Source organism: Micromonospora sp. NPDC049497, from assembly GCF_044465805.1.
Classification (GTDB): domain Bacteria; phylum Actinomycetota; class Actinomycetes; order Mycobacteriales; family Micromonosporaceae; genus Micromonospora.
This window is the reverse complement of the sequence record NZ_JBITMC010000005.1, coordinates 202,250-217,058: the sequence shown is the minus strand read 5'-3', so window position 1 is coordinate 217,058 and position 14,809 is coordinate 202,250. Positions and strand designations below refer to the sequence as shown.

8 protein-coding genes are annotated in these 14,809 nt (G+C 72.1%); 5 read left to right on the top strand and 3 right to left on the bottom strand.

The features are described from left to right. Window positions 1-97: 97 nt before the first annotated feature. Window positions 98-2,884: a phosphoenolpyruvate carboxylase gene (ppc, locus tag ACIBR0_RS10390; protein ID WP_396714169.1), complete on the top strand. Its 2,787-nt coding sequence runs from the start codon at window positions 98-100 to the stop codon at window positions 2,882-2,884. Between the two features lie 102 nt (window positions 2,885-2,986). Here the strand turns inward: ppc and ACIBR0_RS10385 are convergent, their stop codons facing one another. Further along, the gene (locus ACIBR0_RS10385; RefSeq protein WP_396714167.1) at window positions 2,987-3,811 is read right to left on the bottom strand and encodes a hypothetical protein; all 825 of its coding nucleotides are present in this window, start codon (window positions 3,809-3,811) and stop codon (window positions 2,987-2,989) included. Window positions 3,812-3,866: 55 nt separating this feature from the next. Between ACIBR0_RS10385 and ACIBR0_RS10380 the strand changes: the two genes are divergently transcribed. From ACIBR0_RS10380 to ACIBR0_RS10370, 3 genes are all read left to right on the top strand, one after another. Next, entirely contained in the window at window positions 3,867-5,051 is a 1,185-nt protein-coding gene (locus ACIBR0_RS10380) for a DNA recombination protein RmuC (RefSeq protein WP_396714165.1), read from the top strand. A gap of 134 nt (window positions 5,052-5,185) precedes the next feature. Then, complete coding sequence (locus ACIBR0_RS10375; RefSeq protein WP_396714163.1) at window positions 5,186-8,440, top strand: S8 family serine peptidase; 3,255 nt, start codon at window positions 5,186-5,188, stop codon at window positions 8,438-8,440. Between the two features lie 291 nt (window positions 8,441-8,731). Further along, a complete protein-coding gene (locus tag ACIBR0_RS10370) occupies window positions 8,732-11,962 on the top strand; it encodes a S8 family serine peptidase (protein WP_396714161.1) in 3,231 nt (1,076 codons plus the stop codon). Window positions 11,963-12,035: 73 nt separating this feature from the next. Here ACIBR0_RS10370 and ACIBR0_RS10365 read toward each other — a convergent pair whose 3' ends face one another. Continuing rightward, on the bottom strand, window positions 12,036-12,482 hold the full coding sequence (locus ACIBR0_RS10365) for a hypothetical protein (protein ID WP_396714159.1): 447 nt from the start codon (window positions 12,480-12,482) through the stop codon (window positions 12,036-12,038). A gap of 40 nt (window positions 12,483-12,522) precedes the next feature. After that, a complete protein-coding gene (locus tag ACIBR0_RS10360; RefSeq protein WP_396714157.1) occupies window positions 12,523-13,509 on the bottom strand; it encodes a 4-hydroxy-3-methylbut-2-enyl diphosphate reductase in 987 nt (328 codons plus the stop codon). A gap of 126 nt (window positions 13,510-13,635) precedes the next feature. Here ACIBR0_RS10360 and xseA point away from each other — a divergent pair, with 126 nt between their 5' ends. Further along, entirely contained in the window at window positions 13,636-14,802 is a 1,167-nt protein-coding gene (gene xseA, locus ACIBR0_RS10355) for an exodeoxyribonuclease VII large subunit (protein ID WP_396714343.1), read from the top strand. Window positions 14,803-14,809 lie beyond the last annotated feature (7 nt).

Here is a 14,809-nt window from a genome sequence, read left to right as displayed (position 1 = left end):
GCGTTAACAAGGGGCCCCTCCTTACATCGGGGGCGGCGCGGATACGATCCAGGGGATCGGACAGCGCTGTCCTTCGTACTCACGTAAGGAGCGCACCGTGACCGACCAGCACGACCACGACGGCCCCGACGCCGCACTGCGCGCCGACATCCGCCGCCTCGGCACCCTGCTCGGTCAGACCCTCGCCCGGCAGGAGGGTCGGCCCCTGCTCGACCTGGTCGAGGAGATCCGCGCCCAGGTCCGGTCCGACCCACCGGCCGCCGCCCAGCGGCTCGGCGGCCTCGACGTCACCACCGGCACGAAGCTGGCCCGCGCCTTCTCCACCTACTTCCACCTGGCCAACATCACCGAGCAGGTGCACCGGGCCCGGGACCTGCGGCGGCGGCGCGCCACGCACGGTGGCTGGCTCGACCAGGCGGCGAAGATGATCGCCGAACGCGGGGTGCCGGCCGAGGAGATCGCCGCCGCGGCCCGCCGGCTCGCCGTCCGGCCGGTCTTCACCGCCCACCCCACCGAGGCCGCCCGCCGGTCCATCCTGTCCAAGCTGCGCGCCATCGCCGACGAGTTGGACACCGAGACGGCCAACGCGATCCTGTACGGGGCCAGCGACGAGGGCCCGGCCAACCGCCGCCTCGCCGAACTGCTCGACCTCATGTGGCAGACCGACGAGCTGCGGCTGGACCGGCCCGACCCCACCGACGAGGCCCGCAACGCCATCTACTACCTGCGGGACCTGTTCGCCGAGGCCGCACCGCAGGTGCTCGACGACCTAGCCGACACGCTGCGCACCCTCGGGGTGGAGACGTCCCCCACGGCCCGGCCGCTCACCTTCGGCACCTGGATCGGCGGTGACCGCGACGGCAACCCGTTTGTCACCCCGACCGTCACCCGCGAGGTGCTGGTCATCCAGCACGAGCACGGCATCGCCGCCACCGAGAAGGCGATGGACCAGCTCATCAACGAGGTGTCCGTCTCCCGGCGGCTCCGCGCGGTCTCGCTGGACCTCTCCGCCAGCCTCGCCACCGACCTGGACGCGCTGCCGGAGGTCGCGCCCCGGTTCCGCCGGGTCAACGCCGAGGAGCCCTACCGGCTCAAGGCGCGCTGTGTGAAGGCCAAGCTGGCGAACACCCGGCAGCGACTGCGGCAGGGCACCGCGCACGTGCCCGGACGGGACTACCGGGGGGCGGGCGAGCTGATCGCCGACCTGGAGCTGCTGCGCGCCTCGCTGGCACGCAACGCCGGGCAGCTCACCGCGGTCGGCCGGCTGGCGTCCACCATCCGTACGGTCTCCGCGTTCGGCCTGCACCTGGCGACCATGGACGTCCGGGAGCACGCCGAGAAGCACCACGAGGTGCTCAGCCAGTTCTACGAGGCGGTCGGCGAGGTCTCCGACTACGCGGCGCTCAGCCGGCTGGAACGCACCAAGCTGCTCGCCGACGAGCTGACCGGCCGCCGGCCGCTCTCCACCGCCGACACCCCGCTGACCGAGGCGGCCCGGAAGACCTTCGACGTCTTCAGCACCATCCGCGAGGCGCAGGACCGGTTCGGTCCCGAGGTGATCGAGTCCTACATCATCTCGATGACGTTGGGCGTGGACGACGTCCTCGCCACCGTGGTGCTGGCCCGCGAGGCCGGCCTGGTCGACGTGCACGGCCGCCGGGCCCGGATCGGCATCGTGCCGCTGCTGGAGACCCCGGCCGAGCTGAACGCCGGCGGTGAACTGCTCGACGAGTTGCTCTCGCTGCCCGCGTACCGGGCGCTGGTGGCGGCGCGCGGCGACGTGCAGGAGGTCATGCTCGGCTACTCCGACTCCAACAAGGAGGCGGGCATCACCACCAGCCAGTGGTCCATCCACCGGGCCCAGCGGGCGCTGCGGGACGTGGCCGCCCGGCACGGGGTGCACCTGCGGCTCTTCCACGGCCGGGGCGGCACGGTGGGTCGCGGTGGCGGGCCGACGCACGACGCGATCCTGGCCCAGCCGTACGGCACGCTCGACGGTGCGATCAAGGTGACCGAGCAGGGCGAGGTCATCTCCGACAAGTACACCCTGCCGGCGCTGGCCCGGGAGAACCTGGAACTGACCGTGGCGGCGGTCCTCCAGGCCACCCTGCTGCACACCGCGCCCCGGCAGCCGGCCGAGATGCTGGAGCGCTGGGACGCGGCGATGGACGTGGTGTCCGAGTCGGCGTACCGGCGTTACCGGTCGCTGGTCGAGGACCCGGACCTGCCCGAGTACTTCTGGGCGTCGACGCCGACGGAGCTGCTCGGCGCGCTGAACATCGGCTCCCGACCGGCCAAGCGGCCGAACACCGGGGCGGGCCTGGGCGGGCTGCGCGCCATCCCGTGGGTGTTCGGCTGGACACAGACCCGGCAGATCGTGCCCGGCTGGTTCGGGGTGGGCACCGGACTGGCCGCCGCGCGGGAGGCGGGCCTGGCCGACGTGCTGTCCGAGATGAACCGCAACTGGCACTTCTTCCGGACGTTCCTGTCGAACGTCGAGATGATGCTGACGAAGACCGACCTGGGCATCGCCCGCCGGTACGTGGAGACGCTGGTGCCGAAGAAGCTGCACCCGATCTTCCACAAGATCGAGGAGGAGTACGAGCTGACCAGGCAGGAGGTGCTGGCGGTGACCGCCTCGCCGGCCCTGCTGGACAACTCCCCGGTGCTCCAGCGCACCCTCGCCGTGCGGGACACCTACCTGGAGCCGCTGCACCACCTCCAGGTGGCCCTGCTGCGGCAGTACCGGGACTCGGGTGCCGCCGGACGGGCGGTGGTGACCGCGCCGGGTGGTCGCCGAGCGCCGAGCGACGGCACCGCGCTGGAGCGGGCCCTGCTCACCACGGTCAACGGCATCGCCGCCGGCATGCGCAACACCGGCTGAGGTGTAAGGAAGGGCCCCCTGTTAACGCCTGGCGTAGAGGAAGGTCCCCTTCTTAACAGCGACTGTTAAGAAGGGGCCCTTCCTTGCACCGCAGGGCGGGGATCACCAGTCGCCGCCGCCGAAGTCGCCCCCGCCGAAGTCGCCCCCGCCGAAGTCGCCGCCACCGAAGCCGCCGCCGAAGTCACCGGCGCCGCCGAGATCGCCGGCCTGGTCACCGGCACCGACGTCGCCGGCCTGGTCGCCGGCGCCGACCTCGTCGCCGTACCCGGTGCCGTCCTGGAAGCCCTCCTGGTAGCCCTCGCCGTAGCCGTAGCCCGGGTCGCCCCAGCCGGGTGAGAAGAGGGCGTCGGCGATCAGCAGGCCGCCGACGACGCCCGCGCCGGCGCCCAGCGCCGTCTTCCACCACGGCGTCGAGTACCAGCCGGCCGGAACGGGCCGCCCCTGGAACCGCCCGCCGGGGTAGTAGTAGGGCGTGTCCCCTCCGGGCTGCGGGCCGGCCTTGAAGGTCTGTCCCTGCACGTCCACCTGACGCTCGCGGGTGAGCTGGCCGGCACCCCGGGCCGCCGCCAGCGGTGGCAGCTCCGGGCCGGGGTCGATGCCGAGCGCCGTCCGGGCCGCCCGGATGTACGCCAGCCCCTCCAGCGCGGTCTCCCGGGCAAGCGCGAACTGCTGCGGCGTACGCGCCTGCTCCAGCTGCGAACCGGCGGCGTTGTACCGCTCACCGGCGTCGGCCAGTGCCTGCCGCACCGCCGGCTGCTCGCCGTGCAGGTTCATCAACTGGCCGCCCAACCGCTCGTACCACCGCTGCGCCTCCGCGCGCGCGTCACCGAGTTCGTCACCCCGGCGGGCCCTCGTCTGGGCGCTGACGACCGCGATGGCGACCACCGCACCGATGGCGAGGATGCCGAGACACAGCAGAGTCTCCATGCCCCGGTACGTACCCACCGTTCGTAGGTCGTACCCGTTTGGCAAGCTCTGCGGCATGAGCTTCTCGACGCTGGCCGTGGTGGTCGTCTGCCTCGCCGTGGGCGGCGCGCTGGGCTGGCTCGCCGCGCGGTCCCGCACGGCGGCGGAGATCGCCCGCCTGGAGGCCACCCTGCAGGCGACCCGCGACGGCGAGGGCCGGCTGGAGCAGTCCATGCGCGCGCTGAGCTACGAGGCGACGGCCCAGTCCCAGGAGGCGGTCGCCCGCGCGGTCGCCCCGCTGCACGACACGCTGCGCCGCTACGAGCTGCGGGTCGCCGAGCTGGAGCGGGACCGCGTCGACGCGTACGCGGAGCTGCGTGAGCAGGTCCGCGCGATGTCCTCCGTCTCCGGTGAGCTGCGCACCGAGACGAAGCAGCTGGTGGCGGCGCTGCGGGCACCCCAGGTGCGGGGCCGCTGGGGCGAGCACCAGCTGCGGCGGATCGTGGAGGCGGCCGGCATGCTGGAGCACTGCGACTTCGACGAGCAGGTGACCGCGTCCACCGACCACCAGGGGGTCCGCCCCGATCTGGTGGTACGGCTGCACGGGGGCCGGTCGGTGGTGGTGGACGCGAAGGCGCCGTTCGACGCGTACCTGACCGCGATGGAGGCGCGCGACGAGCGCGGCCGGGACACCCACCTCGACGCGCACGCGCGGCACCTGCGCGCGCACGTGGACGCGCTGGCCGCGAAGTCGTACTGGTCCGCCTTCGACATCACGCCGGAGTTCGTGGTGCTCTTCGTGCCGGCCGACCCGTTCCTCGACGTGGCGCTGCAGCGGGACCCGACGCTGCTGGAGCACGCGTTCACCCGCAACGTCGTGCTGGCCACGCCGGCCACCCTGGTCGCCCTTCTGCGGACCGTCGCCTACTCCTGGCGGCAGGAGGTGCTGGCCCGGAACGCGGCCACCGTGCACCTGCTGGCCCGGGAGCTGTACGGGCGGCTGTCCACATTGGGCGAACACGTCGGCAAGCTCGGGGCGTCGCTGGGTGGCGCGGTCACCGCGTACAACCGGGCGGTCGGTTCGCTGGAGGCGCGGGTGCTGGTCAGCGCCCGCAAGCTCGCCGAGTTGGGCGTCTCCGACCAGGAGCTGGCGACGCCGGCCCAGATCGAGTTGGCACCCCGCCAGCCGCAGGCACCTGAGCTGCTCGAACAGTCCGAAGAGGCCGGTCCGGCGGCCTCCACAGTGGAGCATCACATGTGACAATGCGTGTATCCGCATGTCACGAGATGGTCACAACGAACTCGCCGGTAGTGACACCGCCCATCGACACCGCGAAGTATTTCGCTCACGCGTGCCCTGCATCTGAGGGCCCTGTTCTCTGGAGGAAAGAGAACGTGAGCAAACCCCGAAACCTGAGCCGGCGTACCTCCGCCGCGCTCTTCGCGTCGGTCATGGCGGCAAGCGCCGTGACCGTCGCGGGCGGTGCCGCAACCGCGAGCGCCGCACCTTCCGGACCCGACACCGCACCGGCCACCCCGGTCGAGGTGCTGGGATCGCACGACGCCAAGCTGCTCGCCGAGGCCGAGGCCGAGAAGGCCCCCACCGTCACCCTGATCGTCGCAACCGACAAGGGTGAGGCCAAGGACGTCGCCGAGGACCTGAAGGGCCTCGGCGCCGCCGTCACCGAGCGGTACGACACCATCGGCTACGTCCTGGCCAAGGTGCCCACCGACAAGGTCGTCAAGGCGGCCACGCTGCCCGGCGTCTCCGCGGTCGACCTGGACGAGAAGATCCAGCGGCCGGACCCGAAGCCGGAGGCCGCACCCTCCGGACGGAAGGCGGCGGAGCAGGGCACGACCCTCCCGGGGCCCAGCGACGCCACCCGCGCCGCCAACCCCTACATGCCGACCAACGAGACCGGTGCCGTCCGCTTCGTGGAGCAGCACCCGGAGTGGGACGGTCGGGGCGTCACCATCGGCATCATGGACTCCGGTGTGGACCTGGACCACCCGGCTCTCCAGACGACCACCACCGGCGAGCGCAAGATCGTCGACTGGGTCACCGCCACCGACCCGCTCGAGGACGCAACCTGGCGTGCGATGAACACCGAGGTGGCCGGCCCGTCCTTCACGATCGCCGGCGCCACCTGGACCGCCCCGGCGGGCACCTACCGCTTCAACCTGTTCCGTGAGTCGATCACCGCCGGCAGCGAGCCGGGTGGCGACGTCAACCGGGACGGCGACACGACCGACGCGTGGGGCGTGCTCTACAACCCCACCACGCACGACATCTGGGTCGACGTCAACCAGAACAACGACTTCACCGACGAGGCCCTGATGCGGCCCTACAAGGAGAAGTTCGACGTCGGGCACTTCGGCACCGACAACCCGGCGACCGAGGTCCGCGACCAGATGCCGTTCGTCGTGGAGTACCGCGAGGACGTGCCGACCTCTTCCGGCCCGATCGACTTCGTCAACATCGGCATCGTCGAGGACGCGCACGGCAGCCACGTCGCCGGCATCACCGCCGCCAACGACATGCTGGGCAACGACGCCTTCGACGGCGCGGCGCCCGGCGCCAAGCTGGTCTCCGCCCGCGCCTGCACCTGGGGCGGCGGCTGCACCTACGCGGCCCTCACCACCGGCATGGCCGACCTGGTGATCAACCGCAAGGTCGACGTGGTCAACATGTCGATCGGTGGCCTGCCGGCGCTGAACGACGGCAACAACGCCCGCGCGGAGCTGTACAACAACCTGATCACCACCTACGGCGTGCAGCTGGTCATCTCGGCCGGCAACAGCGGCCCGGGCCTCAACACGGTCGGCGACCCGTCGGTCGCGGCCAACGTGATCAGCACCGCGGCCAGCATCAGCAAGGACACCTGGCTGGCCAACTACGGCTCGGTGGTGCGGGCGAAGAACGCGCTGTTCAACTTCTCCTCGCGCGGCCCGCGTGAGGACGGCGGTTTCAAGCCGAACATCGCCGCTCCGGGCTCGGCCATCTCCACCATCCCGGCGTGGCAGCCGGGCGGCCCCGTCGCCGAGGCGGGCTACGGCCTGCCCGCCGGCTACGGCATGCTCAACGGCACCTCGATGGCCTCCCCGCAGGCCGCCGGCGCCGCCGCGCTGCTGCTGTCGGCCGCCAAGGCGACCGACAAGGGCGTCACCCCGGCCGCACTGCGCCGGGCCCTGTACAGCTCGGCCAAGCCGATCGCGGGCGTTCCGACATACGGCCAGGGCTACGGCATGGTCAACGTGCCGGGCGCCTGGAACCTGCTGCGCAAGGGTGTCGAGACCCGCTCGTACACCTCCGAGGCCCCGGTCTGCACGGTGCTGTCGGAGCAGTTGGGTACCCCGAACCGGGGCACGGGCGTCTACAACCGCTGCGCGTCGGCCGAGGGCGGCCAGACGGTCGGCCAGAGCAAGACCTACCAGGTCACGCTCACCCGCACCAGCGGTCCGGCCCGCGGCGTGAAGCACAACATCACGCTGCGGGGCAACGACGGCACCTTCACCGCCCCGAAGACGGTCTGGCTGCCGCTGAACAAGGCCGTCACCGTCACCGTCAAGGCCAAGCCGAAGACGGCCGGAGCGCACGGTGCCCTGATGCTGGTCGACGACCCGGCGACCAACACGGTCGACTTCGAGGTCTCGCTCGTGGTGGTCGCGTCCACCGACACCCGCAAGCCGGACTACGCGTTCTCGGCCCGGGGCTCGGTGGACCGCAACGGCTTCACGTCGTACTTCGTGACCGTGCCGGAGGGCGCGGGTGCGCTGCAGGTCAACCTGGCCGGCATCGCCACCGGCTCGCAGACCCGGTTCATCGCCTTCAACCCGTACGGCGTTCCGGTGGAGAGCACGTCCAGCCTGGTCTGCTACACCAACTTCTCCGACGCCAACGCCTGCAAGCCGCAGGAGCGGGACTACCAGAACCCGATCCCGGGCGTCTGGGAGATCGAGGTCGAGTCGCGCCGCACCTCGCCGTCGCTGAACAACCCGTTCCAGCTCATGGCGCGGATCCAGGGCGTCGCGGTCGAGCCGGCCGTGGTCGAGCTGCCGGCGGTCGACGCCGGCGAGGCGACCGCGGTCACGTGGAACGTGACCAACACCTTCGGCCCGGTCTCGGTGACGGGCCAGGGCGGCCCGCTCTCCAGCGTCCGTGACGAGCGGCCGACCATCGCCGAGGGTGCGTCCCAGGAGTACCTGGTCGAGGTGCCGGCGGATGCCTCGCAGTTCACCGCCCGGATCGGCAACCCGGCCAACGCCAGTGCCGACCTGGACCTGTACGTGTTCCTCGGCGCCACCCGGGTCGGCTTCGCCGCCGACGGTGACTCCGAGGAGGCTGTCACCCTCACCAACCCGGCGGCGGGCACCTACCGGGTGGTCGTCGAGGGGTACGCGGTGGACGGTGCCGGCGGCAGCACGGCGTACGACTACCGGGACTCGTTCTCGGCGGCGGCGCTGGGCTCCCTGGCGACCCCGGCCACCCCGCTCACCCTGGCCAACGGCGACACCGCGACCCTCACCGGCACGGTGACCGCCCTGTCCACCCCGGCCGCCGGCCGGAAACTGTACGGCGAGCTGGCCGTGGTGACCACGGAAGGCGCGGTCGTCGGCCGCGGCGCGGTCTCCATCGGCGCCGTGAACTGATCCGCCCGTAACATCCGCCGGAGCCCGTCCCCGAACCTCGGGGGCGGGCTCCCGCACGTCCGGGGGAACCGCCGGGCGCGTCGCCCGTCCGTACGACCGGGGCCGTCCGATCGAGGTGTCTACCGTGGCCGTTCATTGCCGCATGGCAATCATTCGGCTTGATGTTACGGAGGGGCTCGTCAGGCGTAACGGAAGCGTCATAGTTGTCGCTGAATGAGTGGCGACGTGGTGTGTCTCACGTCCGTCGCCGGGTACGCCCCGCAACCCTTGCTCTCCCCCGGAGGAAGAGACGTGACAAACCCCCACAGTCGGCGCGGCCGGACCTCGGCCGCGCTCCTGGCGTCGGCACTGGCCGCCGGCGCCCTGACCCTGACCGGCTCGGCCAACCCCGCCGCCGCCGGCCAGTCCACCGAGGTGAACGCCGTCAAGAGCGCCACCGCCGGTTGGAGCCCCACCGACGTCGACCGGCTGGCCGAGGCACGCGCCGCCGGCCGTAAGGACGTCACCGTCCTCATCGCCGCGAAGGCCGGTCAGGCCCGTGCCGTCGCCGACGGTCTCGCCGCCCTCGGCGCCGACGTCCGCTACCGCGACGACGACCTCGGCTACCTGCGGGCGAGCGTGCCCGTCGACAAGGCCGACCGGGTCGCGAAGCTGACCGGGGTGCAGACGGTCGAGATCGACGCCCCCGTCGACCTGCCCGACCCGCGCCCGGACGGCTCGGAGGCACCCGCCCCGCAGCCCGCCCCCGGCGCCGGCACCCCCGCCGACAACCCGTACATGCCGATCGGGGACACCGGCGCGGCCGGTTTCACCGCGGCGAACCCCACCCGGGACGGTCGCGGCACCACCGTCGCCATCATCGACACCGGCGTCGATCTCGGGCACCCGGCGCTGCAGAAGACCACCACCGGCGAGCGCAAGATCGTCGACTGGGTCACCGCCACCCACCCGACCGACGACGGCGACCCGACCTGGATCAGCATGTCCGCGGGCGTGTCCGGCCCGACCTTCACCGCCGGCGGCCGCACCTGGACCGCCCCGGGCACCGGCGCGTACCGCTTCGGCACCTTCGACGAGCGCAACCCCAACCTCGGCGGCGAGGTCGGCAACGACGTCAACCGTGACGGCAACCCGACGGGCAGCAGCGGCGTCTTCGGCGTCCTGTGGGACGGCGAGTCCACCGTGTGGGTCGACACCGACCAGGACGGTTCCTTCGCCGACCAGACCGCGATGACCGACTACAAGGTCCGCAACGACGTCGGCACCTTCGGCAGCGACAACCCGGCGACCGTCGTCGCCGAGTCGATGCCCTTCGTCGTGCAGGTCGACGGCAAGGGCAAGTTCGTCAACATCGGCATCGTCTCCGGTGCGCACGGCTCCCACGTGGCCGGCATCGTGGCCGCCAACGGCATGTTCGGCGGCGCGATGACCGGCGCCGCTCCGGGCGCCAAGCTGATCTCCGTCCGGACCTGCCTCTTCGTCGGCGGCTGCACCGCGCACGCCCTCATCGAGGGCATGATCTACGCGGCCAAGCAGGCCGACGCCGACGTCATCAACATGTCGATCGGTGGCCTGCCCGCCCTCAACGACGGCAACAACACCCGCGCCGTGCTCTACAACCGCCTCATCGAGCAGTACGAGGTCCAGATGTTCTTCTCGGCCGGCAACAGCGGGCCGGGCACCAACACCGTCGGCGACCCTTCGGTGGCCGAGAACGTGGTCAGCGTCGGGTCGTACATCACCGACGCCACCTGGCGGTCGAACTACGGCTCCAGCTCCCCGTACGCGGAGAGCCTGCACTACTACAGCTCGCGCGGCCCGCGTGAGGACGGCGGCTTCAAGCCGAACGTGATCGCACCGGGTTCGGCCATCTCCACCGTGCCCACCTGGCAGTTGGGCGGCCCGGTCCCGGGCACCTACACCCTGCCCCCGGGCTACGCCATGTTCAACGGCACCTCGATGGCCGCCCCGCAGGCCGCCGGTGTCGGCGCGCTGCTGGTCGGCGCCGCCAAGGCGGAAGGCTTCCAGTCCCAGCCGGCGCAGATCCGGCAGGCCCTGATGTCCTCGGCGCGGTTCATCGACAACACCGGCGCGTACGAGCAGGGCGCCGGCCTGATCGACGTCAAGGGCGCGTACGACCTGCTGCGCACCAACCTCAAGCCGGTCGACATCAGCTCGTCGGTGGCGGTCAACACCGTCCTGTCCGGGTTCCTCGCGAAGCCGGGCGTGGGCGTCGGCATCTACGACCGGGAGGGCGTGACCGTCGGTACCGCCTACACCCGCACCTACACCTTCACCCGCACCAGCGGCGGGTCGAAGGCGACCACGTACAACCTGACCTGGGTGGGCAACGACGGCACCTTCTCCGCGCCGTCGTCGGTGTCGCTGCCGCTGAACAAGCCGGTCACCGTGGCGGTGCGGGTGAACCCGGCGACGCCGGGCGCCCACTCGGCGGTCCTGCGGCTCGACGACCCGGCCACCGCCGGCGTCGACCACCAGACCCTGAACACCGTCATCGCCCCGTACACCTTCGAGGCGTCGGCGAACCACCAGGTGAGCATCGACGGCACGGTCGGCCGCAACCAGTCCCTGCACTACTTCGTCCGGGTGCCGGCCGGCACCCCGGCGCTGAAGGTGGACTTCGCCGGCCCGACCGGCGCGGCGGGCACCGGCCAGGCCCGGTTCCTCCGCTACCACCCGTACGGGCTGGGGATCGACAGCAACGCGTCGACCTCCTGCTACGTCCCGGCGGCCGGGGCCTGCGCCACCGGTTCGCCGAACAGCCGGACGGTCTCCGACCCGTTCACCGGCGTCTGGGAGATCACGGTGGACGGTCGGCGCACCTCCGACGCGGCGTGGACGCCCTTCACCCTGACCGCCTCGGTGCTCGGTGCCACCGTCACCCCGAACCCGGACGACATCGCCGCCGCCACGGCGAACGTGCCGGTCAACCGGTCGTACACCCTGACCAGCACGCTGGGCTCGTTCACCGGTCGGGCGACCGGCACCACGCTGGGCAGCGCCCGGCAGGGTCCGTTCACCATCGCCAACCTGGAGACCAAGGAGTACGACCTGACGGTCACCCCGGGCTCGACCCAGCTCCGGGCGACCATCGGCGGCACCTCCGACCCGGGTGCCGACCTCGACCTGTACCTGCTCAACTGCACCTCCGGCACCTGTGTGGCGGCCGGGCAGAGCGCGGACGGCGACTCGGAGGAGTCGGTGACCGTGGCGAACCCGGCGGCGGGTGCCTGGAAGGTCCGCGTCGACGGCTACGCGGTGCCGGCCGGGTCGACGTCCTACCGGTACATCGACGTCTTCACCAACCCGGCCTTCGGGTCGGTGGCGGTGACCGACGCCAACGCGCTGCGGGCCAGTGGCGCGACCTGGACGGTCCCCGGCACGGTCACCGCGAAGGTGGCGCCGGCCGAGGACCGGGTGCTCTACGGCAACGTCCAGGTCCGCACCGACACGAACATCCTGATCGGCAGCGGCGACGTGGTGGTCCGCGCGGTCAACTGACCGGCGGCCATCACGAGCGGAGGCCCGCTCCCCGTCCGGGGGGCGGGCCTCCTGCCGTCGTGGGTGGGGCCGGTCAGGACCGGCGGGCACTCTCCACCAGGAACGGGGTGCCCTGCTGGCAGGTGGTCATCATGTCGGGCTGCACCCGGCCGAAGACGGTGACTCTCGTGCCGGGGGTCAGCACGTCACGCGGACCGCCGATCAGCAGGAAGTTGTCGAGGAGCACGCAGTTCGGTTCCACACCGGCCGTGACGGTGCCGGTGAGCTCGGTGGCTCCGACCGGCGGGGGCTTGGTCGGCCCGCCCGGCTTCGGGCTCGGGGGCAGGGCGGTCGGCGGGGGTGGGGTGGGCCCGGTCGACGGGACCTCCGAGTCGGTCGGGTCGGGCGAGGGTGCGCTGGTCACCGGCTGGGCTCCCGTCGGGGTCGGGGTGGGGGTGCCGTCGCCGCCGCCCTGGCCGCCGCAGGCGCTCAGCGCCATGCAGACGGCCAGCGCGGGGACGGCGAGCCGAAGGTTCCTCATACCGTCTCTGACGTGTGCGGGGCGGATGCCGTTCCCGTCGTCAGCCGCGCGCCGCCGCGGCCTTCATGTCCCGCTTCAGCTCCTGCGGGAGCGAGAAGGTGAGCCGCTCGTTCGCGGTGACCACCTCGTCGACGTCGGCGAAGCCGCGCGCGGCCAGGTACGCCAGCACGTCCTGCACCAACTCGTCCGGGACGCTGGCGCCGGAGGTCAGGCCGACCGTCGTGGCCCCCTCCAGCCACGCGTCATCGATCTCGTGGGCGAAGTCGACCAGGTGGCCGGCGCGGGCGCCGGCGTCCAGGGCGACCTCGACGAGCCGGACCGAGTTGGAGGAGTTGCGCGACCCGACGACGATCACCACGTCGCAGTCCGGCGCGATCTCCTTCATCACGTGCTGACGGTTGGAGGTGGCGTAGCAGATGTCGTCGCTGGGCGGCGACTGGAGCATCGGCAGGCGCTTCTTGAGCCGGGCGACGGTCTCCAGCGTCTCGTCGACCGACAGGGTGGTCTGGGAGAGCCAGACGACCTTGTTCGGGTCGCGGACGGTGATCCGGTCGGCGTCCTCGGGACCGTCGACGAGCTGGATGTGCTCGGGGGCCTCGCCGGAGGTGCCGATGACCTCCTCGTGCCCCTCGTGCCCGATGAGTAGGATGTCGTAGTCCTCGGCGGCGAACCGCTTCGCCTCCTGGTGCACCTTGGTCACCAGCGGGCAGGTGGCGTCGATCGCCTTCAGCGACCGCTCCTTCGCCTGCTCGTACACCTCGGGCGCGACGCCGTGTGCGGAGAAGATGACGGTGGCGCCCTCCGGCACCTCCTCGTTCTCCTCCACGAAGATGGCGCCCTGGGCCTCCAGGGTCTGCACCACGTGCTTGTTGTGCACGATCTGCTTACGCACGTAGATCGGGGCGCCGTAGAGCTTGAGCGCCTCCTCGACGGTCTGCACCGCGCGGTCGACGCCAGCACAGTAGCCGCGGGGCTTCGCCAGGAGCACGCGCTTGCCGGTCCGGGGGGTCGCCTCAGCCTGAGTCACCCGCCCATCGTACGTGCAGGCTCCCGAGGGGGCAGCGGCTGCGACCGTCGCCACAGCGTCCCGGCATAGGGTGGGCGGGTGACCGACGTCCCGCGCAGTACCTCCGAGGAGCCGTGGCCGGTCCGGGTGGTCAGCCAGAAGGTGGGGGCCTGGATCGCCCGGCTCGGCTGGGTGTGGGTGGACGGGCAGGTGGCGCAGATCAGCCGCCGCCCCGGCGCCACCACCGTCTTCCTGACTCTGCGGGACCCCTCGGCGGACCTGAGCCTCACCGTCACCACGAACCGCGACGTGCTCGACGCCGGGGCGCCGGAGCTGCGTGAGGGCGCCCGGGTGGTGCTGCACGCCAAGCCGGAGTTCTACGCCGCCCGGGGCACCCTCAGCCTGCGCGCCGACGAGATCCGCCAGGTGGGGCTGGGTGAGCTGCTGGCCCGCCTGGAGAAGCTGAAGAAGCTGCTGGCCGCCGAGGGGCTGTTCGACCGGGCGCGCAAGCGCCGGCCCCCGTTCCTGCCCCAGCGGATCGGGCTGATCACCGGCCGCGCCTCGGCCGCGGAACGGGACGTGCTCACCAACGCCCGGCGGCGCTGGCCGGCGGTGGAGTTCCGCACGGTCAACGTGGCGGTGCAGGGCTCGGGCGCGGTCCCACAGATCATGGACGCGCTCAAGGTGCTCGACGCCGACCCGACCATCGACGTCATCGTCATCGCCCGGGGCGGCGGCAGCATCGAGGACCTGCTGCCCTTCTCCGACGAGGCGCTGTGCCGGGCCGTCTTCGCCTGCCGTACCCCGGTGGTCAGCGCGATCGGTCACGAGACCGACGCGCCGCTGCTGGACTACGTCGCGGACGTACGCGCGTCCACCCCCACCGACGCGGCCAAGCGGATCGTCCCGGACCTCACCGAGGAGGTACGCCTCATCCGGCAGGCCCGGTCCCGGCTGGAACGCGCGGTCCGCAACCTTGTGGACCGGGAGTCGCACCGCCTCGACCTGCTCCGCTCCCGCCCCGTGCTGTCGCGACCGCAGGTGATGGTCGACCAGCGGGCCACCGAGCTGGCCGCACTGCGCCAGCGGGCGGACCGGTGCCTGGACCACCGGCTGACCGCCGGCGGCGAGGACCTGCGGCACACTCTCGCCCGGCTCCGCGCGCTCTCCCCCGCGGCGACCCTCGATCGGGGGTACGCGATCGTGCAGCGCGCCGACGGCCACGTGGTCCGTGCGGCGTCCGAGGTCGCCAAGGGCGACCCGCTGCGCGTACGCCTCGCCGACGGGGAACTGGCCGCGACCGTCGACGGCTGAAAGCCCG

Bases quoted from the DNA above. Each gene is read 5' to 3' on its own strand.
- ACIBR0_RS10385 (WP_396714167.1), bottom strand. From the start codon at position 3,811: ATGGAGACTCTGCTGTGTCTCGGCATCCTCGCCATCGGTGCGGTGGTC.
- ACIBR0_RS10380 (WP_396714165.1), top strand. From the start codon at position 3,867: ATGAGCTTCTCGACGCTGGCCGTGGTGGTCGTCTGCCTCGCCGTGGGC.
- ACIBR0_RS10365 (WP_396714159.1), bottom strand. From the start codon at position 12,482: ATGAGGAACCTTCGGCTCGCCGTCCCCGCGCTGGCCGTCTGCATGGCG.